General features: G+C 64.2%; 16 protein-coding genes. 6 read left to right on the top strand and 10 right to left on the bottom strand.

Annotated elements, in window-relative coordinates; all coding sequences use genetic code 11:
- Positions 1–132 precede the first annotated feature (132 nt).
- A complete protein-coding gene (locus ACY3GB_RS02400; RefSeq protein WP_463087318.1) occupies positions 133–834 on the top strand; it encodes a glutathione binding-like protein in 702 nt (233 codons plus the stop codon).
- Positions 835–894: 60 nt separating this feature from the next.
- On the opposite strand, the gene ACY3GB_RS02395 is transcribed toward ACY3GB_RS02400, so the two are convergent.
- On the bottom strand, positions 895–2,091 hold the full coding sequence (locus tag ACY3GB_RS02395) for an MFS transporter (protein WP_463087317.1): 1,197 nt from the start codon (positions 2,089–2,091) through the stop codon (positions 895–897).
- A gap of 363 nt (positions 2,092–2,454) precedes the next feature.
- Here ACY3GB_RS02395 and ACY3GB_RS02390 point away from each other — a divergent pair, with 363 nt between their 5' ends.
- A complete protein-coding gene (locus ACY3GB_RS02390; protein WP_463087316.1) occupies positions 2,455–4,170 on the top strand; it encodes a hypothetical protein in 1,716 nt (571 codons plus the stop codon).
- On the opposite strand, the gene nrdG is transcribed toward ACY3GB_RS02390, so the two are convergent.
- Together nrdG and nrdD are read right to left on the bottom strand one after the other, a co-directional pair.
- A complete protein-coding gene (gene nrdG, locus ACY3GB_RS02385; RefSeq protein ID WP_463087315.1) occupies positions 4,114–4,617 on the bottom strand; it encodes an anaerobic ribonucleoside-triphosphate reductase activating protein in 504 nt (167 codons plus the stop codon). The genes ACY3GB_RS02390 and nrdG overlap by 57 nt on opposite strands.
- 7 nt (positions 4,618–4,624) lie before the next feature.
- Complete coding sequence (gene nrdD, locus ACY3GB_RS02380; protein ID WP_463087314.1) at positions 4,625–6,763, bottom strand: anaerobic ribonucleoside-triphosphate reductase; 2,139 nt, start codon at positions 6,761–6,763, stop codon at positions 4,625–4,627.
- A 256-nt stretch (positions 6,764–7,019) separates the two neighbouring features.
- Here nrdD and ACY3GB_RS02375 point away from each other — a divergent pair, with 256 nt between their 5' ends.
- Complete coding sequence (locus ACY3GB_RS02375; RefSeq protein WP_463087313.1) at positions 7,020–7,577, top strand: hypothetical protein; 558 nt, start codon at positions 7,020–7,022, stop codon at positions 7,575–7,577.
- Between the two features lie 58 nt (positions 7,578–7,635).
- On the opposite strand, the gene typA is transcribed toward ACY3GB_RS02375, so the two are convergent.
- Positions 7,636–9,453: a translational GTPase TypA gene (gene typA, locus ACY3GB_RS02370; protein ID WP_046158126.1), complete on the bottom strand. Its 1,818-nt coding sequence runs from the start codon at positions 9,451–9,453 to the stop codon at positions 7,636–7,638.
- Positions 9,454–9,644: 191 nt separating this feature from the next.
- Between typA and ACY3GB_RS02365 the strand changes: the two genes are divergently transcribed.
- Both ACY3GB_RS02365 and ACY3GB_RS02360 read left to right on the top strand, forming a co-directional pair.
- The gene (locus ACY3GB_RS02365; RefSeq protein ID WP_463087312.1) at positions 9,645–10,511 is read left to right on the top strand and encodes a hypothetical protein; all 867 of its coding nucleotides are present in this window, start codon (positions 9,645–9,647) and stop codon (positions 10,509–10,511) included.
- 212 nt (positions 10,512–10,723) lie between these two features.
- On the top strand, positions 10,724–11,677 hold the full coding sequence (locus ACY3GB_RS02360; protein WP_463087311.1) for a hypothetical protein: 954 nt from the start codon (positions 10,724–10,726) through the stop codon (positions 11,675–11,677).
- Between the two features lie 79 nt (positions 11,678–11,756).
- On the opposite strand, the gene ACY3GB_RS02355 is transcribed toward ACY3GB_RS02360, so the two are convergent.
- The 5 genes from ACY3GB_RS02355 to ACY3GB_RS02335 form a co-directional block, all read right to left on the bottom strand.
- Positions 11,757–12,530, bottom strand: coding sequence for a hypothetical protein (locus tag ACY3GB_RS02355; protein WP_463087310.1), 774 nt, complete (start codon positions 12,528–12,530; stop codon positions 11,757–11,759).
- Positions 12,531–12,695: 165 nt separating this feature from the next.
- Positions 12,696–13,697 (bottom strand): hypothetical protein, encoded by a 1,002-nt coding sequence (locus ACY3GB_RS02350; protein ID WP_463087309.1) that lies wholly within the window; start codon positions 13,695–13,697, stop codon positions 12,696–12,698.
- A gap of 14 nt (positions 13,698–13,711) precedes the next feature.
- On the bottom strand, positions 13,712–14,440 hold the full coding sequence (locus ACY3GB_RS02345; protein ID WP_463087308.1) for a pseudouridine synthase: 729 nt from the start codon (positions 14,438–14,440) through the stop codon (positions 13,712–13,714).
- A 140-nt stretch (positions 14,441–14,580) separates the two neighbouring features.
- Positions 14,581–15,243: a hypothetical protein gene (locus ACY3GB_RS02340; protein WP_463087307.1), complete on the bottom strand. Its 663-nt coding sequence runs from the start codon at positions 15,241–15,243 to the stop codon at positions 14,581–14,583.
- A 65-nt stretch (positions 15,244–15,308) separates the two neighbouring features.
- Positions 15,309–16,355, bottom strand: coding sequence for a DNA-binding protein (locus ACY3GB_RS02335; protein ID WP_463087306.1), 1,047 nt, complete (start codon positions 16,353–16,355; stop codon positions 15,309–15,311).
- Between the two features lie 524 nt (positions 16,356–16,879).
- Here ACY3GB_RS02335 and ACY3GB_RS02330 point away from each other — a divergent pair.
- Complete coding sequence (locus ACY3GB_RS02330) at positions 16,880–17,746, top strand: methyltransferase domain-containing protein (protein ID WP_463087305.1); 867 nt, start codon at positions 16,880–16,882, stop codon at positions 17,744–17,746.
- A gap of 63 nt (positions 17,747–17,809) precedes the next feature.
- On the opposite strand, the gene ACY3GB_RS02325 is transcribed toward ACY3GB_RS02330, so the two are convergent.
- Positions 17,810–25,303, bottom strand: a complete 7,494-nt coding sequence (locus ACY3GB_RS02325) for an SDR family NAD(P)-dependent oxidoreductase (RefSeq protein WP_463087304.1) — start codon at positions 25,301–25,303, stop codon at positions 17,810–17,812.
- Positions 25,304–25,339: the final 36 nt, after the last annotated feature.

Raw genomic sequence — 25,339 nt, 5'->3', positions numbered from 1 at the left:
CTTGATGGGGCTTGGCGCAATCATACCCTGTCAGCGGCGGATGGACGACCCGCAAGCCTGCGGCCGCTCTCTTTGCAAAATGCCGACATGCCCCCATGTCATTCCTTCCACTCTCAAGCCAGAAAGCGAACGATGATAGACCTCTATTACTGGACCACGCCCAACGGCCACAAGATCACCCTGTTCCTCGAGGAGGCCAGGCTGCCTTACCGCATCGTGCCGGTCAACATCTCCACCGGAGAGCAGTTCAAACCGGACTTCCTGCGCATCGCGCCCAACAACCGCATCCCGGCGATTGTGGATCATGCGCCGCAGGGCGGCGGAGAGCCGATCAGCCTATTCGAATCCGGCGCCATCCTGCTGTATCTGGCGGACAAGACCGGGCGCTTCATTCCGCAAGATTTGCGCTGCCGCAACGAGGCATTGCAATGGCTGTTCTGGCAGATGGGCGGCCTGGGGCCGATGGCGGGCCAGAATCACCATTTTTCCCAGTACGCGCCGGAGAAGCTGCCGTACGCGATAGACCGTTACGTGCGCGAAACCGCCCGCCTCTATCGCGTGCTAGACACGCATTTGTCCGATGGACGCGACTTCATCGCCGGCGAATACTCGATCGCCGACATGGCATGCTATCCGTGGATCGTGCCGCACCAGCGCCAGCAGCAGAATCTGGACGACTTCCCCTCCCTCAAGCGCTGGTTCGACCGCATCGCCGAGCGTCCGGCCGCGCAGCGAGCCTACGCGCTGGCGGAAACCATCAACACGTCGCCCTCGGTCACCGACGCCTCCCGCGCCATCCTGTTCGGCCAGGACGGCAAGCAGCGGAGCGGCTGAGTCCGATCCGCATCTTGCCCATGCGCGGCGGCCGGCAGGCCGCCTTTTGATTGGAGCTTGCTAGTGCGAGGCCATCGTTTCGCCGCGCCGCTCATGGCTGAAGCGGATCAGGATCGCGATCGCCAGCGCGACGATGCCGGCGACGATGGCCATCGCCAGGCCGTAATCGCCGCCATTAGTCTTGGCCATATGCGCCTGCAAGGGGCTGTTGACCGAGGCCAGCAGATTGCCCAACTGGTAGACCAGGCCAGGAAAAGTGGCGCGCACCGCCGACGGCGAGATTTCGTTCAAGTGGGCCGGGATCACGCCCCACGCCCCCTGAACCGAAATCTGCATCAGGAAAGCGCCGATGGCCAGCAGCAGCGGCGTGCTGGTGAACGCCCATAGCGGCAGCACCGGCAGTGCGAACAGCGCGGCCAGCGTGATCGCGTTGCGCCGGCCGATTTTCTCGGACAGGCTGCCGATGGCCAAGCCGCCGGCAATGGCGCCGACATTGAGGCAGATGGCGATCATCTGCACGGTATGCGGATCGAACTTGTGCTGCACGCGCAAGAAGGTGGGGTACATGTCCTGCGTGCCGTGCGAGAAGAAGTTGAAGCAGGTCATCAAGACGATGGCGTACAACGACAGCCGCCATTGCGCCGATATCGCCTGCAGCAGGCCTGGTTTTTCGTGATGGCGGGAAGCTTCCCAGCTGGGGCTTTCCGGCACATTGCGGCGGATGTACAGCGTCAGCAGCGCCGGCAGCAGACTGAGCATGAACATGCCGCGCCAGCCTATGTGTTCGAACAGCTGCCCGAACGCCAGCGTCGCCAGCAGGTAGCCGCTGGGATAGCCCGCCTGCAGCAAGCCTGAGACGAAGCCGCGCGATTCCTTGGGTATGCTTTCCATGGTCAGCGAAGAGCCCACGCCCCATTCCCCGCCCATCGCCACGCCGAACAAAGTGCGCAGCACCAGCAGCGCCATCAAATTGGGCGCGAAGGCCGACGAGAATCCCAGCACCGAATACAGCGCGATATTGGCCATCAATACCGGCCTGCGGCCGAAACGGTCGGCCAACCGGCCGAATATCAGCGCGCCGATCGGCCGCGCCGCCAGCGTCAGCATGGTGGCCCAGCTGACCGCCTCGATATCGGTGCCGAAATCCCGGGCGATGTCCTTCAAGACAAACACCATCAGGAAAAAGTCGAACGCGTCCAGCGTCCAGCCCAGATAACAGGCGAACACGGTTTGTTTCTGCTCCTTGCTCCAAGCCATGCCTCTTCTCCAGCTCTAGTTATTGTCAGGTTGCTCATTCATGATAAGTGCATTTCGCGCAGGGGTCTGGCATCGCAAAAAATAGCAACAAACTTCCACGCGCCCTGCTGCGTCGCGCCAGCCCATTCCAATGCCCGCGCGCCCCGATGCGTGATGAAGAAATATCCATACGCGCTTGCGGATTGACTAATCTGGGAGCACAGCCGTATGAACCGAGGGGGAAAAGGAATGAGAATCCATCGCGCGTTTCTTGGACTTGCCTGCTGCGCCGCACTGGTTTCATGCGGGGGCGGCGGAGGTGGAGGCGGGAGCACAAGCACCGGCTCTTCCAGACTATCCGGCACGGTCGCAGTCGGCGCGCCGATGCAGAATGCCACGCTGACGGTGCTGGGAGCCAATGGCCAGACCGCCAGCGTCAGCGTCAATAGCGACGGCAGCTACAGCAACCTGGACATCAGCGCGCTGACCACGCCCTTCCGCCTGCAAGCCTGCGGCCTGGTCAATGCGGTCTACACCTGTCATTACGCCGTGGCCCAAAGCGCAGGCACCGCCAATGTCACGTCACTGACCACCGCGCTGGTCACGCTGGCCTCCGGCAGCGACGCCGCCAGCATCATGAGCGCCGGCGCGCCATCCGCCAGCGCGCTCAACAGCAGCCAGCAAACACTCCAGAACGCCTTATCGCAAGTGCTGACCGCATCCGGCCTCAGTAGCGGCGCCGATCTCACCACCACGGCCTTCAGCGCCAACCGCACCGGCATGGACAAGGTGCTGGACGCCATCGCCACCAATACCGGGACCAATAACGGGCATACCTTCGTGCAACTGGAAGGGCGCTTTGGCAGCAGCAATTTCTACGCCGACAATAGCGGCAGCCAATCCGGCAGCCTGAGCGACAACACCTTGCTAAACGGGCTGGGTTTGGACCTGACCAGCATCAGCCAGATATTCGCCGCATTGAACAGCGCAGCCGGCAGCAGCAGCGCCAGCGCCTGCACTGCCGTGCTGAACAACAACGCCAGCATGCTGGATCCGCAGTTCACGCTCAGCATCAACCAGCAATCCCTCAATACCAGCAATTTCGCTTCGTCGATCTGCGGCTTCCTGTCCCAAGGGAGCTTGCTCGGCGGCAGCGTCGCCAACCCCACGCTGCGCGATTGCGACTTCTCCGGCAGCGACAAAACCTGCACGGTCGGCTTCGATGTCATCAACGGCAGCACCGTGCAGGAAGGCGCGGAAATGGCGGTAGTGCTGCGCAACGGCGCCGCGGCATGGAAATTGCTGGGCCAGGCGTCACCCTATGAAATCCATGTCAACGCCAATGCGCAGCGCACGCTGCGGGTTGGCATCAGCAATCCGCAACCCAGCTATTACCGCGCGATTTCGTTTGACATCAACACCAGCGCCAACGGCGTGAGCAACGCTGTTCAATCCGCCAAGGTTTACCAGCGCAACGCCGCCGGCACCGGCTGGGACGGCACGCCCATCGCCACCCTCAGCAACGCCGGCTGCAGCAGCCAGCCCAGGCTGACCATGCAAGGCAGCACTTGCGGCAGCACCTGGCTGGGACTCGACAGCTTCAACAATGGCAGCCTGGCATCCGGCGACGCTTTGATCTCCGCCTTCTTCCAGCGCGGACGTAGGGTGAAGATCGACCTGTACTCCGACAATGCCTTCAGCAGCCTGCTGGCCAGCGTCGTCACCCGCGTGGATGGCGTGCCGCCGCAATCGTCCCAGCTGGCGACGCTGCCCTGGCTGACCCTGGACAGCGCCAGCCAGAGCGCGCTGGCAAACTATGCCAGCGCCCAGGGCGGCGCCTTGAGCTTCTCCTGGACCGGCAGCAATAGCGTCGTCCCGCATGATGCCTCATTCTGCAACGCCGGCAGTTGCAACAGCCCGGTGCAAATCGATCTGAGCGGCAAGCTGGGCAGCGCCGGCAGCGCCAGCTTCAACCTGTCCAGCCTGACGCTGGCCGCCAGCGACTACAAGATGATCGCGCTGTACGGGCGAGACCGCAGCAATCTAGGCTTCGAGAGCAATTACGTCAGTTGTACCAGCGGCAGCAACAATTGCCCGTGATCCGGCGCCCAGCCTGATCAGGCGCTGATTGTCCGATCCCCGCCAGGGCTTGCTTGTCGGCAGGTCCTGGCGGTAGCGGCCGTCTATCAGCACATCGACGAAGTGCAGCACCTCCAGCTCCCGCACCTCTTCGTAGTCATAGCCGGTCCACAGCCAGATGTTCTTCTCCGGATAGCGCTGCTTGAACATCCGGCACAAGGCCAGAATCTCGTCGCGGTTGGCCGGCAGCAGCGGGTCGCCGCCGGACAGGCTGAGGCCATCATGGCTGGCGCAGTGACGCAGCAACTCCTCCCTCGCCTCCGGCGTGAATGGCCGCCCGCTCTTGCGATCCCAGGTCGAGCGGTTGTGGCAGCCGTCGCAGGCGTGCGCGCAGCCGGTGACGAAGAGCGTGACGCGCACGCCCTCGCCGTTGACCAGATCGCAGGTGTAATAGCGATCGTAATTCATCCCGCGCTCAATGCTCGCCGCCGAAGTGCTTGACCCGGCGCATCACTTCTTTTTGTTTGCCGGCGTTGAATGGCCGCGAGTTGGGGCTGCCTAGATAGCCGCACACCCGGCGCGTCACCGACAGCGAGGCGCTGTCGCGGTTGCCGCATTGCGGGCAGCAGAAGCCGTCGGCGTCCGCCTTGGCCTCGCCCATGAAGCCGCAAGCGCCGCAGGAATCCACCGGCGTATTGCTGCCGAAGTAAGGCACCCGCTCCAGCGCGTAATCCCAGATCCGTTCCAGCGCCTGCAGGTTGTGCTTCATATTGGGCAGTTCGACATAGGTGATGTGGCCGCCGGTCGCGAGTTCGGCATAGCCGGCCTCGAAGTCTACCTTTTCAAATGGATTGACCTTGCGGAAAACATCCAGATGGAAGGAGTTGGTGTAATAGCCCTTGTCCGTCACCTCGGCGATATCGCCGAAGCGCTCGCGGTCCAGCTTGCAGAAACGGTGGCACAGCGACTCGCTGGGCGTCGAGTACAACGAGAAGCCGAAGCCGGTTTCGCGCCGCCACTCCGCCGCCGCCGCGCTCATGCGGCCAACCACTTGGCGCAAGAAATCGCGGATCGCCGGGCTGTCGGCCGGGTGCGAGCCGAACAGCAGTGTGCCCACCTCGTGCAGGCCGATATAGCCGAGCGAGATCGAGGCGCGGCCGCCCTCGAACAGCGCCATGATTTCCTCGTCCGGCCCCAGCCGCACGCCGAACGCGCCCTCGGTGTAGAGAATCGGCGCCACGTTGGCCTTGACGCCGCGCAGCCGCTCTATGCGCAGCATCAGCGCGCGAAAGCATAGGCCGAGGCGCGAATCCAGCAGCGACCAGAATGCCTGCTGGTCGCCCTTGGCTTCGATGGCGATGCGCGGCAGATTGAGACTGACCACGCCCAGATTGTTGCGTCCGTCCAGCACCTCCCTGCCCGTCTCGTCCCGCCAGGCGGGCAGGAAGCTGCGGCAGCCCATCGGCGAAACCGGCGTGGAGGAGCCGGTGATGCGCCGGTTCAGCTCGGCGGAGATGATGTCCGGATACATGCGCTTGGACGTGCACTCCAGCGCCAGCTGCTTGATGTCGTAATTGGGGTCTTCCGGCCGCAGATTGACCCCCTTGTCGATGAACATGACCAGCTTGGGAAAAACCGGCGTGATGCCTTCCTTGCCCAGGCCCTTGATCCTTACCTTCAGGATGGCCTGCTGAATGATGCGCTCTTCCCAGGCGGTGCCCATGCCGAAGGAGAAGGTGACGAAAGGCTGCTGGCCGTTGGAGCTGAACAAGGTGTTGATCTCGTACTCGCAGGCCTGGATGCCGTCGTAGCACTCTTTCTCCGTGTGCTCGCGCGCATAGCGTTCCGGCTCGGCGATGCCGTACTGCTCCGCCACGTCTAGGTTCTTGCGATAGCTTTTCAGCACGTAGGGCGCCAGCGTCTGATCGATATTCGGGATGGTGGTGCCGCCGTATTGGTGGCTGGCCACCTGGGCGATGATCTGCGCGGTGACGGCGCAGGCCACGCCTATCGACCTGGGACTCTCTATCTGGGCGTTGCCCAGGCGAAAGCCCTGCTCCAGCATGCCTTTCAGGTCCACCAGGCAGCAGTTGGTGAAAGGCAGGAACGGCGAGTAATCCAGATCATGGAAGTGGATATCGCCGGCGTTGTGGGCGGCCAGGATGTCCTTGGGCAGGAAGTTGCCGGCGAACTGCTTGGACACGATGCCGGCCATCAGGTCGCGCATCACCGGGAAAACATTGGCGTCCTTGTTGGCGTTTTCGGTGGTGGCTTCCTCGTCGGTCTTGTGCACCAGCCCCATCAGCTTGGCGTGCAGTTCGGAGCCGCGGGCGCGCACCATCTCGCGGTCGTGGCGGTATTCGATGTAGACGCGCGCCACTTCCGGGTAGCGCTGCATCAGCGCGTCCTCCACCCGTTTCTGGATGGCCGGGATGTCCAGCCGGCCGTTCCGGGCCAGCTCTCGGCATTCGCGCTCCACCTGCGCGGCGATTTCCAATGCCAGTCTGGCCGGTTCAGCATGCCCGGCCGCCATGGCCGCCCGCTGGCAAGCATTGGCGATCTTGCCGATGTCGAATCCCACTACCGCGCCGTCGCGCTTGCTCACTTGCAGCATCGCCTGGTTCTCTCCTGACTCTTGGCCGTATCCGGCCATATAGAACACGCCTGCGCCAAGCAGGCCCTGAAACCGTCAATACTGTAGGCGATTTAACCGGGAGGCGGGCTGGTTTTTCTTCAAAATATGGTTATCAATCTTGAGTACGATCAATATATTGTGTTCGTCGTCTAAAAAAGAGGCGATTCCGGACGGGATTGCAATCGTCATCGATTTCGGATTGAATGTCATGTCATTGTTTTGACGGAAACCTCCAATGAAACGCATGCTCTGCCTGCTGCCGCTGACGTTCTGCCTGGCGGCCTGGGCCGCCGGTAACGAACAAATACAGGGCCAGGGCGGCCGCATCCTGCACTACAGCTCCACACAGGTTCGGGTGGAACCTTCGAGCGAAGACATGCGCAGCTATCTACAGGCGCGGGACGCGCGACTGGAGGGCGCGAGCGCGGCGGCGGCGCTGCAGGCCGGCCGCAAGGCATTGGAGCGTCTGGGGTACGGGCGGGTGGATGTCGATGCCGATTACGGCGTGATCCGCGCGGAGAAGGACGAGAAGCTGATCAGCGAAGCGCGCCAGGTGCTGCGCGGGCTGCTGAAATTGAAATTCCCGCTGCCGGGCAAGCCGGATCATCAGACCACCGAGGTGCTGCTGACGCTGAAGCCGGGCGGCCAGCCCCGGCAGGTATTGTTGCGGGCGAACATCCGCCAGACCATCTGGGACAGCAACGGCAATTCGCGCACGTTGCTGTGCAGCGATCAGGCGGTCTATCGCCAGCTGTTCGACCAGTTGAGCGACGCTCTGGCCAGGCCGAACTAGCGCGCAAAACAAAAGCCCCGCTTGCGCGGGGCTTTGCTCATGCCGGACAAGGTCCGGATTAGATGCTTTCCACCTTGGCCATCTTGCGGCGCTCGTGCTCTTGCAGGTAGCGCTTGCGGATGCGGATGGACTTCGGCGTGATTTCCACCAGTTCGTCGTCGTCGATGAACTCCACGGCGGATTCCAGCGTCAGCTTGATCGGGGTGGTCAGGCGAACCGCTTCGTCGGTGCCGGAGGCGCGGACGTTGGTCAGCTGCTTGCCCTTGACCGGGTTCACCACCAGGTCGTTGTCGCGGCTGTGAATGCCGATGATCATGCCTTCGTACAGCTTGTCGCCCGGGGAGACGAACATGCGGCCGCGGTCTTCCAGCTTCCACAGCGCGTAGGCGACGGCTTCGCCGTTCTCTTGCGAGATCAGCACGCCGTTGTGGCGGCCCGGCAGGTCCGGCTTCACCGGAGCGTAGTCGTCGAACACGTGGCTCATCAGGCCGGTGCCGCGGGTCATGGTCATGAAGTCGGACTGGAAGCCGATCAGACCGCGCGCCGGAATGTGGTATTCCAGGCGGGTGCGGCCCATGCCGTCGGATTCCATATTGGTCAGCTCGCCGCGGCGGCGGCCGATCTCTTCCATCACGCCGCCCTGGTGGTCGTCTTCCAGGTCGATGGTCAGGTTCTCGTACGGCTCGCACTTCTGGCCGTTGATTTCCTTGAACACCACGCGCGGCTTGGCCACGGCCATTTCAAAGCCTTCGCGGCGCATGCTTTCCAGCAGGATGGTCAGGTGCAGCTCGCCGCGACCCGATACGCGGAAGATGTCGGCGTCGGCGGTGTCTTCGACACGCAGCGCCACGTTGGTCAGCAGCTCTTTGTTCAGGCGGTCGCGGATCTGGCGGCTGGTGACGAACTTGCCTTCGGTGCCGGCCAGCGGCGAGGTGTTCACCATGAAGTCCATGGTCAGCGTCGGTTCGTCCACTGACAGAACCGGCAGGCCGACCGGCTGCTCTTTGTCGCAGATGGTCACGCCGATGCCGATGTCTTCGATGCCGGAGATGATCACGATGTCGCCGGCTTCGGCTTCGGGCACTTCCACGCGCTCCAGGCCCTTGAAGCCCAGCACTTGGTTGATGCGGCCGGTGGCCACTTGCTCTTCATGGTTCATCACCACCACTTGCTGGCCGGACTTGATGCGGCCGTTCAGGATGCGGCCCAGGCCCAGGCGGCCGGTGTAGGTGGAGTAGTCCAGAGCGGAGATCTGCAGCTGCAGCGGGGCTTCCGAGTCGCCGGCCGGGGTCGGCACATGCTTCAGCACGGTCTCGAACAGCGGGCGCATGTCGTTGGACTCTTCTTCCAGCTCATGCTTGGCGAAGCCGGACAGGCCCGAAGCGTAGATGATCGGGAAGTCCAGCTGCTCGTCGGTGGCGCCCAGCTTGTCGAACAGGTCGAAGGTTTGGTCCACCACCCAGTCAGGACGGGAGCCCGGACGGTCGATCTTGTTGATCACCACGATGGGGCGCAGGCCCAGGGCCAGCGCCTTCTTGGTCACGAAGCGGGTCTGAGGCATCGGGCCTTCGACCGCGTCGACCAGCAGCACCACGCCGTCAACCATGCCCAGCACGCGTTCCACTTCGCCGCCGAAGTCGGCGTGTCCCGGGGTGTCGACGATGTTGATGTGCACACCTTCGTAATTGATGGCGGTGTTCTTGGCGAGAATGGTGATGCCGCGCTCTTTTTCAAGATCGTTGCTGTCCATTACGCGTTCGTCGACCTGCTGGTTTTCGCGGAAGGTGCCGCTTTGTTTCAGCAGTTGGTCGACCAGGGTGGTCTTGCCATGGTCGACGTGGGCGATGATGGCGATGTTGCGGATTTGTCGGGTCATGTTTAGCGTGTTTCGGCTGGAATTCTGAAAACAGAAAAATCGAAAGATTATAGCATGGTAGAACCACACCGAGAAAATTTCAGTAAAGACAGATGACAATCCTGTAAAGGCCGCGTGTATTTTTCAGGGATTAGTCCGAACCGCGGTTTGGCGCTACACTTCCGGCCATCTGGCAACAAGGAACACGCAATATGTACGACTGGAACGCACTGTGGCATGAGCGCGAGGCCTACCGCACCGGTTACGACATCCACCATGACGACGTGAACGAGCTGGCCGGCGCGCTAAAGGCCCGGCTGATCCACCCCGCTGCCGCCGGTCAAATCGCGGTATACGAAGATGACAACCGCTACATCCTGGCCGGCCATGACGAAGGGCTGCAACTGCTGGAAGTGATGAAGCATGGGCTGTTCGACATCACGCTGCGCTTTGTCAGCGAGGACGAAGGCCAGGACGTCCCCCTGCCCTATGTCGAAATCCACGTCGACAATCTCTCCACCGAAGAGCAGGCAGTCTGGCGCGCGGAAACCCGCGTCGACGACGAGGGCCGCGTCTGGGTCGGCAAGCGCACGCTGGACGAGAACGTGCTGCCGGCCATGCCGTTCGACGACCTGTCCTTTACCGACAATGCCGAGTTTCGCGAAGAGCTGGCGCGCGTCTGGCACGAGGATCTGCCGCAACTGCGTCCGCTGATCGAGGCCTGGTTCCATCATGGCGGCGAAATCGGTCCGGTTGACGAGCCGGCGCATTACGGCGACGCGGAGCGGGTGCAGCAGATGTGCGACCGTTACGCGGAAATCGTTCGCCGCGAGCAGGCCCAACTGTCGCGGATGTTCAGCGACGATGAATTGCGCCTGATCGCAGGCGTGATCGCAGGCATCCATTTCGACAGCGCCGCGTCTTGCCGCGGCGTCTGGCTGGCGGTGGAAGCCAGAATCATCGAGGACGAGCTCGACCAGCAGCATCAGATCGACGCCGAAGCGCTGCTGTCCAAGATGAAGGGCTTGAGCTACGCGCAAGAAGTGGCGCTGATCGAGGCCCTATCCCCGCTGAGCTGAGCCCCGTCCCTGGTCTTGCCGACGCGCATGCGGGCAAGACCGCTCCCTCCCTCTTCTTCACCCGACCTTCCCGGGCCCATCGGTTTCGATGGATGCGGCTGATTCGTGCGCGTCTGCACCATAGGACAGGTTCTTTCCATCCTTGGCCATCTACCCTCATTCATAGGGCGCAGTCTGGAGGACCGGACTGTTCGTGCCATGGGGAGAGTCGCATGAAGCCATTGACGGGCCTGTCGGGCCGCGCATTCCTGCTGATGACCGTTTTGACAGCCTCGCCTGCCTGGGCCGCCTCGCCAACCGCGGCCAGCTCGGGGAGCCGGCCGGGCGGCGTCCCGCAAAACTATGTCGTCACGCCCTTCGGCTACTTCCATCCCTCCTGCGTCCGTGAGGCGGCGGACGGCGCCAGGCTGGCGGATGCCGACGCCCCGCCCGCCTGCGCCAGCCGCGCGCATTACGACGCGCAAGGCAAGGCTGTGACGGCGCCCGGTTCCGCCACGAAGGCTGCGCGCGCGGGAGCTCCCTTGGCGGCAATCAACGGCTGGGTGGAGGATTCGGAGCTGATCGCCTCGTCTCCCTATGCGGGAATCAGCGCCAGTTGGCCGGTTCCGGCGGCGCCGGCGAGCAAGATTGGACAAGTAATCTATTTCTTCCCGGGCCTGCAGGACAGCGACAATGTGCAAAGCATTCTGCAGCCCGTGCTGGGCTGGAATGCGTTCAATGATCAGGCCTGGACGATAGCCAGCTGGAATTGCTGCAGAAACGGCGCGGTGAATTACAGCGCGCCGCGCAAAGTGGCCAGCGGCGACTTGATCACGGGCCGGGTCTGGCATGACTGCGCGGCAGGCGCGGCCGCTTGCGGCTCCTGGAATGTGGAAACGCGCGACGCCACGCAAAATACGCTGACAACGCTGAGCCATGCCAGCAACTACGGCCAGCGCTTCAACTGGGCATTCGGCGGCGTGTTGGAAGTGTATGGCGTCGCCAATTGCGAAAACTATCCAGCCGACGGCGCGATCAGCTTCAGCGACATCCGGCTGCTGGACATCAACAAGCGGATCATTTCGAACCCGGCCTCGCTTGCCTGGAACGCAAGCGTTCTGCAACAGGGCGGCGGCTGCAACTACCATGCGGCCGCCAGCGCCGCCGCCACCACGCTCAGCTATTGATCGTCAAACAGGCAAAAGCCCTCATTTCGATTTCACCGCCGCCGTGGTTGTCAGCCCCCCTGTCGCCATGGCGGTTTTTTTATTCTTCCTTGCTCGCGGCGGATCGGTCCTGGCGGGCGTAGACCATGCGTCCAGAACCGTCATCCGCCTCCAGCTTGCCGTCTTTCCGCACTGTCAGCGTCAGGTTGCGGAATGGAGGCTGGCTCAGATAGGCCGCATCGTCGATGGCGAAGGCGGCCAGACGCTGGGCGGAGCGCGCCGCGGGCACGTCTAGCCACTGCACGGCATCCTTGCCCTCGGCGCGGCGCAAGCCGGCCTTGGTCCAGGTCTCTCCCGCGGGCGCGCTGACCGAGGCGTCGCCATTGCGGTCGGTGATCGCCGTCAGCACTTTGCCGGATCGATCCTGAAAGCTGACCTCCACGCCCGGCATCGGGCCGACGCCAGGCATGCCGACGATCGCCAGCCAGGTGCCATCCTCCGCCGGCCGGCGGATTCGAAACTCTTCATCGCGGAACGGGCGGAAAACCGGGGCTTTTTCCGGTCTCGCGCTCAGGAGCTCCACTTTGCCGGCGCGCTCAGTCCACCTGCCTTGCGCATATTGATCCACGGCGCCATAGCTCATGCCCCACTCAAAACTGCCATCCGGCTTCAACAGCAGTTCCGCGCCGACTTCCCGCACGCCTTGCAGATAGTAGTGGCCGCTCAGGGGCTGCGCCTCAGGATTGGCGGCCGCGACCAGGCCGCTCCACGCGAATGCGCACGCCAGTATCGTTTTTTTCATGGCCCGCTCCAAAAGTTTGAGATGCGGGCATTCTATCCCACTCGAACGGCATTCGGAATTGAACGATATCAAGCGCTTGGCAAAATCGACTGCGGATGAAAAAAGCCCCGGCCAGGAGGTCGGGGCAGATTCAACCGACCGCCCTGAGGCCGATTGAAACTTGTTCCATATTCAGCATAGTCCGTTTGCGGGCGATCGTAATGGTTTTGGCGCGCCTCGCCGCCGAGGCGGCGTTTGTCAGTCGCGAAATTGTCTGCGGAGTTCGGCAATGCTCTCCCGGCGAATTCTCACCGGCATCAGGGCCCGGCGGATCGGCCGCTCGCGCCCCAGCACGAGCTCTTCCAGTTGCAATGCGGTCGCGCCATCTTCGCCGGGTTCGCATTTGATGCCCATCCGGTTCAGGCACAGGGTCACATTCTCCAGGCTGAAGTAATCGCCCGGATGCTCAAGCACGTGCCGAACCGTGTCCAGCGCCCCTTGCAGGCTGTTCAATTCCCGCAGGCTCTCCAGCTGAGGGCGCACTTCCGACAGGCGCTTGTCCAGATCGGTCAGCGTATTTGGGAGATCGTCATCGCCCTGCCCGTCCACAACCACCCGGGAGGGGGATTGCAACGTCAGCCTGCGCAATTGCAAACGTCCCAGTTCCGCCTCCAGGTGGAGCCGGGTCTGCTCCAGCCATTCAAGCTGACGGGCGATGACCGCCGTCAGCACGTGCAGCGCCCGCTCTCCGGATTGCTTGCGAAATGCCTCCTCGCTGGCGCAGGGCATCTGCAATCCATGGCCATCGAAGCTGACGACGATTTGGGCGACGTCATTGCGCAGCTCGCCATTTTCCATGGCGACGCCGAATCGGCTGGTTTCGCTGCGCAGCATGGTCATCAGCGCCCAGGCTTCGTCGCCATTCGAGGCCGCAGAGAAAAACGTCCGCAACGATTCGCTGCTCTCAAGGACGTCGAGCAAGCTGGACGGTCCGGCGAACAATAAGCCCAGGCGGGGGTCGCGGGAAAAGTTTTGCAGCGACAACTCCAGCGCCGGGGGCAGTTTGTCGCTTAGCGAGGCGAGGTAGGACTGGGCGATGCGTATGCCGGGCGTCAGCGCATGCTGGCGGCCGGGCAACAGGCACAGTCTTCGATCGCACGCCTCCAGCAATTGCTCGACTTGCCGCGCCAGCTCGCGGGCCTGCTGCCGGCTGGCGGCATCCCATCCCAGTTTGCGCAGCAAGAACTCGAACATGCCCACTCTCCCGCCGCTAGTCAAAATTGCTCGTCGTCCCTAAGGTAGCGCCACTGTCCGGTAGGAAGGTTGCCCAGTTTGACATTGCCGATGGAGATGCGCTTCAGTCCGATCACTCTCAAGCCCACCAGCTCGCACATGCGGCGAATCTGGCGCTTTTTGCCTTCACGCAGCACGAAGCGCAGCTGATCATCATTCTGCCAGCTGACTTTGGCGGGAAGCAGCTTTTTGCCATCCAGGGCCAGTCCGTGGTTGAGCAATTTCAGGCCGTCGGCCGACAGCTCGCCTTCGACGCGCACCAGGTATTCCTTTTCCACCTCGGAATGCTCGCCGATCAATTGCTTGGCGATGCGGCCATCCTGAGTCAGCACCAGCAGGCCGACGGAGTCGATGTCCAGGCGGCCCGCCGGGGCCAGGCCGCGCAGGTGCGACGGCTGGAAGCGCTTGCGGCTGCCGTCTTCGGCCCAGCGATTTTCGGGCTTCACCAGCGCCGCGGCGGGCAGATAGCCATCCTCGGCCTGCCCGGAGACATAGCCAACTGGCTTGTTCAGCAGAATGGTCACGCGCGCGGACTGCGCATCCTGCGCCTTCCTGTCGACTTCTATCTGGTTGTGCGGCAGGACTTTCTGGCCCAGGATGGCCACTTCGCCATCCACTTTGACCCAGCCCTGTTCGATATAGCTGTCGGCTTCGCGGCGCGAGCACAGCCCCAGTTCGGCCATTCGCTTGGACAGTCGTACAGGTTCCATTTGGTCTTTCCGTAATGAAAAAGCGGGCTCCGGGCACGCGTTCGCGCATGGAGACCGCCATTGAATCGACCATCATTGTAAGAGATTGCCGCCCGGCTGACCATGCGGGGCGGCAAATTTGGACTGCCGGGAGGCGGGTCTCAGGCGGGGACTGCCGGCGTGGATGGCGGCGCGCCCGCGGCGCCGCTTGCCTGCTGGGCCGGAACCGTTGCAGCCTGAACCGTCTGAGCGCGGCCCTCTTTCGACTTCATGCCGACGTAAGTGGCGCTGCTCAAGCCTAGGACCACCAGCCAGTTTGCATCCATCGGATAAAAGCTCTGCAGTTGCGCCGACTTGTACAAGAATGCGACGCCCAGGCCGACATTGGCCAGCAAGGCTTGGTAGCGGTGGATCGATACGCCCTGGCCGTCGTCCAGGACATCCCGCAGCCAGCCCTGGCTGCGCAGTACGGGGGCGGGAGCCGCGCCCGCGGGAGCGTCTATCAGCGAGGCTGCGCCGGAGGTGGCTACGCTGATGCCCAGCAATCCCAGCAGTTCGAGCGTCGGCGCGGGCAGATTGTTGGTGGTGAGCAGCGTCCAGCCGGCAATCACGGCGACCAGAAAGGTCCACCAGATCAATTGGCTGCGCGCCAGGCTGAAGGTTTGCTGTCCATCGGCGACTCCCGGCGCGAGCGGGCCGCGATCGCGCAGGATGTCCGTTTTCCAGACGACGGCGGCGAATAGCGCGATGACAAGCGCCGAGTAGAGTACGGCATAGCCTTGCATGGTCATATCGACTCCCTGCTGTGAGTGGGCGAAACTCATTCAGCATAGACAAGGGGCGCGTGATTTCTGTCGATCCTGCCTGTTCCGACGGACAGGCGGCTTGCTCAGTCCGCGAGTTGCTCGCCCAGCCAGTCGCGCAGGGTTTGCTCAGGCGCCGGCCGGCTTCCCGCATCCCAGACCGCGCACGCCCGCTCCATGCCTCTGGCGCGCTCCTGCCTGCTCCGCTCCTCCAGGCGGGCGCATCGCGCGGCCAGCTCCTGCAGCTGGGCGCTGCCGGCATCCAGCGCCTGCTGCCTGGCTTGCGCCTCCTGGCGCAAGGCTTCTTCTCTTTGCCCCATCAGCTCCAGCCGCGCCTGCAGGCCGCCGTTCTCCCGCTCTCGCTCCAGCAAGCGCTCGCGCCACAGATTCTCCACCGCGGCGGCGTCCTGCCGGGCCTGGCTCAGCGCGTCCTCCAGTTTTTGAGTTTGCAGCTTCATGTCCCGGCGCTCTTCTTCCACTTGCTGGTACAGCCTGACGCGCAGGCCCTCCAGTCGCTCGTAGGCTAGCGCCTCCTTGCGTTCCGACTCCTCCCGTTCTGCCTGCAGCTGCTGCTGGTGCTGGCTTTCTTGCTCCTCCAGCCGCTCATTCGCGCGCTTGCGCTCCTGCTTCAGCTCGTCGCGCAGTTGCGCGGCTGCGCTCTGTAGCTCCGCGCGCTCCTTTTCCAGCGACTCGGCCAGCAGTTTTTCCCGTTGCAACAGGCTGTTCAGCTCAACTTGGCGCGCCGCGCGCAGCTCCAGCTCATGCCGCAGGGACTGCGTCTCCGCTTCGGCCTGCTCATGCTTGCGCGCCAAATCTGTCAATTGCCTGCCCAGCGCTTCGACTTCGGCTTCGGCCTCTTCGCGAACCGCGGCCAGCTGTTGATCAGCCTCGTCGCAAGCCTTCTGCCATATCTGGTCAAAGGCTTCAGCCAGCGCGGGAGGCCAGTCCGGCCTTCTCGAGGAAACGGCCACTTTGCTCAGGAACTCCTGCCGCCAGGTTTTCAGCGTGTTGTTGATGGTGGTGTTGGAGCCGCTGCCGAGGCGGGCTCGCACGTCCACCACGGTGGGCCAGACCCCTTCCGCAACCAGCTCGAACGCCGCCTGGCGTATCCGCGAATAAATATCGGCCGTCACTTGGGCTTCCTTTGCGCACTTTTGTCCGGACTGAAGTGTAGCAGAAGCATGCCAATAAATATATTACGTATAACATTTTAAATTTATCAAATTGTTTAAATTTTTCCTATAATTTTACTTATCGGAATTATTTTATGGCGTATGTCGATGAAAGTCTTCTGTCGAGCAGACGCACACCCACGCAGCGCTCCGAAGTGAAATTCACACATTTCTTGAACCAATTCTCACACATCATATTTTTGCATTCATGTATAACTTTTAGTTCACAGCGTGAGTCAGTCTCGCCCCCTGTGACCGAACTAGGGCGATGACGCTGCCCCCAAAATGGGCGGACCGCAGCCGATCAACGTGCACGACTGGGTCTGAAGAGCGAACTGACTTGCGATTGATCCTCAATGAATGACATCATCATCAGCGGAGTGCGAGGGATGTGAAACGACATGGCCTGCAGATAGGCGCATGCCATTCTGCTCATAGCCCTGATGCCAGGCTCCACGCCCACCGACCCTTGAAACGAGGCAGACATGACAACTCCAGTAGCAGCAGAAGCATCGCCCATCAGTCAGTGGTACGACATGATGACTCGGATGTTCCCGGACAGTCGCCTGACTTTCCTGAATTACGGCGTGCAAGAGGAAGGCGAGAAGTTTGACTGGATCCGGGACGAAGACCGCGAGCAGCGCTGTTCTGTCAATTTGATCCGGATACTGCTGGGCAACGCCGACCTTCGAGGCAAGAAGGTTCTCGAAATTGGCTCAGGGCGAGGCGGCAACTGCTCTTATCTGGCGCGCTACGCCGGCGCCGCTTCGGTGACGGGCGTGGATTTCTGCCCCGCGCACATCGAGTTCTGCGAGCGGGTGCATCGTCTGGAAGGCGTGTCCTTCATCGGCGGCGACGCGACGAACCTGCCTTTCGAAAACAGCGAATTCGACGCTGTGGTCAACATCGAGTCCTCCCACTGCTACCCGGACCTGAACAAGTTCGGCGAGGAGGTCCGCCGGGTGCTGAAACCGGGCGGATTATTCTTCTACGCCGACACCATGCAGGGAGACAATCGCAGCGAGTTGTCCGAGCAGGACAAGGTAGGCGTCGACTTTTTCACCAACGTGCTGGAACAGCATCTGACGATGATCCGCCACTCCGGTTTCGAGGTGGCGCATCATGCCGACATCTCCGCTGGCGTGGTCAGGGCGTTTGAAAGCGAGCATGGCCATCTGAAACACATGCTCAAAACGCTGGTAGACGAGAAGAAACAACAGGCCAGCGCGCTGCCGCCCGAGGTATGGCATGCGTTCGACACCATGTTCCACTTCTTCGACGACAGCGGCGTCAAGGCTTACAAGAACGGCCACTTGGTATACAAGCTCTGGCGCTTGACGAAAACGGTCTAAGCGAAAACGGCCATACCGGGCAAGGCGTCCAGCGCCTTGCCCGGCCCTTCCTCTCCGGGCGGGTCAGACCTGGACATTCTCCATCCGCTCCTGCGTATACAGCCCGCTGCAGAACTCGGCGATGATTTCGAACGGTTCCGACTCACTCAACAAAGTCATGTGATTGGACGAGGGCACGTCCCGCAGCACGAACCTGGGCAGTTGCTCTCGCCACTTCTGACAATAATCGGAGTGGTTGAACGCGGCGAATTCGCTGTCGTCGATGGAGAAATACGGCTCCAGCGCCCCCAGCCACCATCCGCCGGCGTTGCGGAAGTAATAGCAATCCACCTCTTCCGCGCGCGGCAAGGGCTGGATCCGGTATTGCTCCACCTGATATCCATCCTGTATCCGCGCGGACTGCTCAACCATCCGCCCCAACCGCTTGTCGTCCATCTTCAACCCCCGCTTCCGCGCCAGCGCCGTCAAACGAAGCCGGTATTCCGGCAAAGGCAGCGACGCGTCCACTTCGTCGCGGCGGATCAGCACCTCGGCGAAGCGCTCCGGCTCGTCGGCTATCGTCATCTGCAGTGCCATGTTCACAGCCTGCAGCACGCGGGTGGCGTCGGCCAGCTTGGCGCAGCGTTCGCCGGTGACGTCCGGGGAGTCAAGCATCACCAGCGTCTTCACCGTCTCGTCCCGCTCCTGCAACTGGCGCGCGGTTTCATAGGCCAGCATGCCGCCCAGCGAATAGCCGCCCAGATCGTAAGGGCCATGCGGCTGCACCGACTGGATGGCCTGGACGTAATAGGCAGCCATCTTGGCGATACCCTGCAACGGGGCCCGCTCGGTCATCCAGCCGCGGGCCTGCAGTCCGTAAAACGGACGCTCGATTCGAGCCGCCAAGGGCTGGTAGATTTCGCAGCCGCCAAGCGCGCCGTGGAACCAGAACACCGGCCTGCCCTGGCGTTCCGCATTGAGCAGCTGCAGTTCGAGAAAACGTCCGCGCCCACTTTGCCCTCTTCCGCCCACCGGGCCTTGCTTATCCCGCGCGCCAAGCAACACCATCAGGTCCCGCACGGTCACGCACTCCATCACCTCCGCCAAAACCGGTCCGGCATCCATTTCCGTTTGCAGCCGCATCGCCAGTTGCACCATCACGATGGAGTCGGCGCCATAGGCTGCCAGCGGCTTGCCCGGGGACAGTTCGCCGGGAAGCATGCCCAGCAGCTCGGCCAACAGACGCAGGCCATGCTCGCCGCCGGTCGCGCTCCGCTCATTTGCCCGGGAAGCCTCGGCCGGCGCGGCTTCTCCGATTGCCGCGGTCTTGGCTTGCGCGTCGGGAGGCGTCAACCAATAGCGTTTCTTGTCGAACGCATAGGTGGGCAGCGGAATGATCGCAGGACGGCGAACGCCGGCCGCATATTCCGCCAGCCGGACCCAGGGCACTTCGCCGCCCTGGGTCCAGAACAAAGCCAGCTGGCGCCGTTCGTCGGCGGCGATCAGGCCCAGGCCGAACGCCTCCGCTCCGGGACCGGACAGCAGGCTGGCCGTCGCGGCCGGCACTTCGTCCACATTGCCCAGGCAGATGGGCAGGTCCAGCGCCTCCAGCGCGGCCGGCCCCTGATCCGGCCCCCAAGCCCGCAGCATATTCGCCAGCGTCGCGCGCAGCTCCTCCAGGCTGGCGGCCAGCAGGGCCAACCGCCATTCCATCGCCTCCCGCCCGGTTTGCAGGGTGTAGGCGAGATCGACCAGTCCCGCATCCGGATGGGCGTCCAGATGGTGCATCAGCCTCTCCGCGGCGCGGCGCAGCGCGCCCGCGGTCTTGGCCGACAAGGGCACGACGCAAAGCACGCCGGCCGCTGGCGGCTGGACTGGCTCCAGAGCCGGGTACTCCTCTATGACCAGATGGGCGTTGGAGCCGCCAGCGCCGAAAGCGCTGAGGCAGGCCCGCCGCGGGCATTCGCTCCGCCCATCCGGCGTCTCCACCGTCCGGCGCGGCCAATCGGCCAGCTCGCGCTGCAGCGCGAAAGGCGTGGACGCGAAATCCAGCTTGGGATTTTGCGGCGCCAGCAACAGGGACGGCGCCAACTGGCGGTGCCGCAGCTGCAGCACCAGCTTGCTCAGCTGCGACATGCCCGAGGCCGCTTCGGCGTGCCCCAGATTGGACTTGACCGAACCGATCGCGCACGACTGCCGCGCGGCGCCGGCCTCGCCGAACACCCGGCTCAGCGCGCTCAGCTCGATGGCGTCGCCCATCGCCGAGCCGTTGGCCGCCGCCTCGACATAGCCTATGGTGCGCGGATCCACGCCGGCGCGACGGAAGCCGGCTTCCAGCAACTCCGCCTGCGCCTTGGCGCTGGGCATGGAAAAACCGTGGGTATGGCCGCCGTGATTGACCACAGTGGACTTGATCACCGCCAGGATGGGATCGCCATCGCGCTCCGCGTCCGCCAAGGTCTTGAGCAGCACCGCGCCCACCCCTTCGGACGGCAGGTAGCCGTCGCCGTCGGCGAAGCTGCGGCTGCCGGCATGGCTGCCCAGCACCTTGCCCACGCTCAAGCCTATGTATTTCTTCGGGTGCAACGTCAGGTTGACGCCGCCGGCGATCGCCAGCCGGCAATCGCCGTTGCGCAGCGCCTCGCCCGCGGCGTGGATGGCTGAAATCGACGACGCGCACATGGTGTCCAGCGCAAGGCTGGGACCCTGGAGGTCGAAAAAATAAGACACCCGGTTGGCGATCGCGCTTGGCGAGCTCACCGATACCAGCGATTCCCGCACCAGGTCGGATTGGAACGCCTGGTACTGCTGATACATCACGCCGACGAACACGCCCACCTGCTGCCGGTACTGCCGCTTCAGCTTCTGCCGGGTCAGCCCGGCGCCTTCCAGCAGGTTCCAGCACGTTTCCAGGAACAGCCTGTCATTGGGATTGATGATTTCCGCATCGCGCGGCGACAGGTTGAAGAACAGCGGATCGAAATCCTCGACGCCGTCCAGAAAGCCGCCCCATTTGCAGTAAGTCTTGTCAAAGCTGTCGCGCTGCTCGTCGAAATAGGCGGCATGGTCCCAGCGGCTGGCCGGCACCTCGCGGATCAGGTCCTCTCCGCCGGCCAGCCTGCGCCAGAACGCGTCCAGATCGTCGGCGCCGGGAAAACGGCCGCTCAAGCCTATGATGGCCAGTTCCTGTCCTTCGCGCGCGGGCGCTTCCGTCCGCTCGACGCGGCGGGCCGCTCGCTCCCAGTTCCGCCGCCGCGGGGCCGCCGCCGCGGGTTCGCGATCTTGCGCCGGCTTGGCGGCCGCGCCGCCGAACAGCAGGCCCTGCAACGCCGCGCGGTGCTTGTCGACGAAATAGCCGCTCAATTCGGCCACCGTCTGGTATTCGTACAACAGGGTATTGGGCAGCGAGCCGAATGCCCGCGCCAGCTCGGCGGTCAGTTCGGCCAAGATGATGGAATCCACACCGTACTGTTCGAACGAGCCTTCGCTGGCGATCTTCTCCACCGGCCGTTTCAGCATTTTCGACAACAGCTGCTTGAAATGGCGGACAGCCGCTGCGGCCAACTCGTCATCCGGCGCATCGCCGCCAATCCTTGCCATCGGCTCCCGTGGCGCGCCGGACGCCTCCTCCTTCCATTCCAGATCGGCAACGAAAGCGCGGATCCGGCCGGCATCGCCCTCCAGAACCATCAGCCGTTCGGGCGCGCCGGCATCGGCGAGCGCGCGGCGCAACAGCCCCAGCCCGGTCCGGTCGCTCAAAGGCCGGATGCCGGTCTGCTCGGCCATCCACTGCTCGCGCCGCGCGTCGATGCCCATGCCGCCGTTGCGCCACAACGGCCAGTTCACCGACAGCGCGCGCCCATGCCGCAGTCCGGCCTCCGCCAGAGCGTTGCGCCAGCCGGCGAACGCGTCCAGAAACGCGTTGGCCAGCGCGTAGTCTCCCTGGCCCGGATTGCCGATCACCGCCGCCAGCGACGAGAACAGCGCGAAGCAGTCCAGCCTCAGATGGGCGCTTGCCCGGTCCAGATTCAGCGCGCCCGCCGCCTTGGTCGCCAGCACGGCCTGCAAATCCGCCTCGCTCTTGCCGGCCAGCAGGCCGTCGCGCAGCAGCCCGGCGCAGTGGAAGATGCCGTCCAGGCCACCGAACTCGCGCTCGATGCGCCCGATCAGCGCCTCCACCGCCGCTGCGTCCGCCACGTCCAGCGCCTCAAGCCGCACATCGGCGCCTTGCGACCGCATGGCGTCTATCCGTTCCAATGCCGCATCCGGCAACCGGCCGGCCGAACGGCTGGCCAGAATCAGACGAACGCCTTTCGCCTCCCCGGCCATGGCTTCGGCCAACAGCAATCCCAACCCGCCCGCGCCGCCGGCCAGCAGGTACACTCCGCCCTCGCGCCAGGGCGCGCGGCCGTCATCCGCAAGCGCCGCCTCCCGCCACGACAATACCCTGCGTCCGGCCAGCCCGCCCGCGCCCAGGCGGACTTGATCGCTGTGTTGGCCCGCCTCCTCGCGCAAGCGCGCCGCCAGCCATTCCGGGCTGGCTTCGCCCGCCAATCCGACCCACTGGCCGCCAGCGATCAGCCCCTCCTTGCGCGCGGTTTTCAGCAGGGCGTGCAGCGACGCGTATACCGGTGCCGACGATTCCATCCCGCCGCCATCCGGCACCACCAGCTGCACCAGGCAATCCCGTCCGCAGGTTTTCAGCCTGGCCAACAGGAAGCCGGCCAACGCGCTCAGCGCGGCGGCCGGATCGCCATCTGCAGCCGGCAACACATCAACCGCGACTCGAGCATTGCCGGCTTCAAGGGTGCGGCAACGCTCGGCCAGCGCATCGCACGCCATCGCCAGGCCGGAGGCCAACAGAACCAGCCGCTCCGCAGATCCGCGGGAGGCTTCCACGCCCAACGGGCGGTCGATCCAGACCGGCGCCATCGTCAGCGCGCCGGTTTCTCTCCCTTCCAGCCTTCTCGACGAAAAACCGCGCAGGCCTAGCGCGACCCGCCCCTGTTTGTCGCAAATGTCCACATCCAGCTTGCTGATCCGGCCCGGCCTGAGGCCAGCGGAATAACGCACCCAGACGAGGCAATCTCCAGCCAGCAGATCGAGGTTGCCCGGCACCGCCGCATCCAGCGCGAAAGGCACCATCGCGCCCGGATCCCGCTCTTCAGACTCAAGCGGCGCCAGCCCCAGCGCCGACTGCAGCGCGGCGTCCAGCAAGCCGGGCGGCAGCCTCAGCGCCTCTTCGCCATCCGCCCCCGCCAATTCGGCAAGCGCCTGCCCCTCTCCCGTGCGCATCGCGCGGATGCGCCGGAAAGCGTCGCCATAATCCAGCCCCATGCCGGAGAAGACGCGATAGCATTGCCCCGGCTCCAGGCTCCGCGCCGACGTGGCCGCCGAAACGGCGGAAACATCCACTGCAGGCAGCGGCTCGGCGGCGCCTATCACCGCAGCGCCCCGGCAATAGCTGACGCCGGCCGCGTCGACCACCTCGAAGCGGATCTCGCCGTCACCACCGCGCTCCAGTTCGATGTCCACCGCCAGTTCGCCGCCATCATGGCGCAACGGGCGCAGCCAGGCGACATGCTTCAACCTGGCCAGCGTCTCGCCGCCGGCCAGCGACAGCTCGATCGCCGCGCGAGCCATTTCCAGATACGCGACCCCGGGCAGCACTTTCTCGCCGTTGACCCGGTGCTGGTCGAAAAAGAACTCTCCGCCGTCGAAGCGGCTGCTGAAGCGCAGCCCGGCCAGATCGGAGGTGTTGCGCTGCGCCAGCGGATGCAGGACATCCACCCCGGCTCGGCGCGGGGGTTCGGCCGCGGCGCCGCCCAGCCAGTATGGGTCGCCGCGGAACGGATAGGTGGGCAACGCCAACCGCGGCGCGCGGCCATTCGGGTACAGCGCCCTCCAGTCCACCTGCTCCCCTCTGCGCCAGCGGGATAGCTCGGATGCGGGTGTCGCGGCGGGATCGGCTTCCCCGTCATCAGCGAGATAGCGCCGGAGGCCGGCCAGCAAACCATCCTGGCTGTCCGCCGCGATCGCCAGCCGGCATTCCATCCCTTCCCGCCCCAGCTGCAACCCGGCGGCCAGCGCCGGCAATGAAAGATCGGGAATCCGCTCGATAAGGTCGACCAATTGCTCCGCCCGCGCCCTCAGCGCCTCGGGCGTCCGGGCCGACAGCGGGAACATCGTCGCCGCGGCGCCTGCCGGGACGACGGGCGCCGGTTCGGCCTCCTCCAGCACCACGTGGGCATTGGCGCCGCCGAAACCGAAAGAACTGATCCCGGCCCGCCGCGGCGCGCCGGCCTGCCTGGGCCAAGCCCGGCCCTCGCGCAGCACCTCGAACGGGCCGCCCTCCAGGTCGATATAGGGATTGGCCGGCTCGCTGTGCAGGCTCCGGGGCAGGTAGCCATGGCGGAGCGCCAGCAGGGTCTTGATCAGCCCGGCGACGCCGGCGGCGGACTCCAGGTGGCCGATATTGGTTTTCACCGAGCCCAGATAACAGCGCCTCTCGCCGCTGCGCCCCAATTCCGAGAACGCCTGCTTCAGGCCGCCGATCTCGATCGGGTCGCCCAGACGAGTGCCGGTGCCATGGACCTCGATGTAGTCGATGCTGTCGATGTCCACACCGCGGCAGGCCTGCCGGATCAGATCGGCCTGAGCGCCGGGGTTCGGCGCGGTCAGCGAATTGGCGTGGCCGCCGTGGTTTTCGGCCGAGCCGACGATGACCGCGGCGATATTGTCGCCGTCGGCCAGCGCCTGCCGGTAATCCTTGAGCACCACGATGCCGACGCCCTCGCCCCGCACATAGCCGTCCGCCTCCGCGGAAAAGGTCCGGCACAGCCCGGTAGGGCTCAGCATCCCGGCCTTGGCTGCGCCGATGAACACCATGGGCTCGAAGCAGAGATTGACGCCGCCGGCGATCGCCAGCGCGCACTCTCCATTCAGAATGGACCGCGCGGCGCGGTGCACCGCCACCAGCGAACTGGAGCAGGCGGTGTCCACCGGAGCGCTGGGGCCGTGAAGATCGAACAGGTAGGAAATGCGATTGGCGACGATGGAGTGCGCGTTGCCGGTGGCGTCGTGCGCGCCAGCCGCCGCTCGGGCCAGCAGGCCGCTGTAGTCCGCCGAGGAAATCCCGATATATACGCCGGTATCGCTGCCGCGCAGGCTTTGCGGCGGAATGCCCGCGTCCTCGAGCGCCGCCCAGGTCTGCTCCAGCGCCAGCCGGTGCTGCGGGTCCATCGCCTCGGCCTCGCGCGCCGATATCTTGAAAAAATCGGCGTCGAAGGCCAGCGGATCGCTGATGAAGCCTCCGGGGCAAGCGAACGTTTCCCGCAGTTGGCGGCGCTCGGCGATTCCCGGCAGATCCCAGTATGGAAACTCGCCTATCGCCGAACGCTCCTCCCGCAACAGGCGCCAGAACGCCTGCGCGTCGCCGGCCCCGGGAAAACGGCCGGAAAAGCCGACGATCGCCACTTTGCCCGCGGCGGACGGCCCTTCCGCGCCGCGCGCCACCTGGCGTCGTCCGGCGCGCTCCTGCTTGGGCAGGCTGATGTCGTTTGCGTGATTCTTTGTCATGATTTCCAATGCCCTTGCCATCGCGCCCGACCCGGC

The organism is Chromobacterium sp. Ag138, from assembly GCF_055181315.1.
Note: the sequence above shows the minus strand (reverse complement) of the source record. Positions and strands in the feature narration are given on the sequence as shown.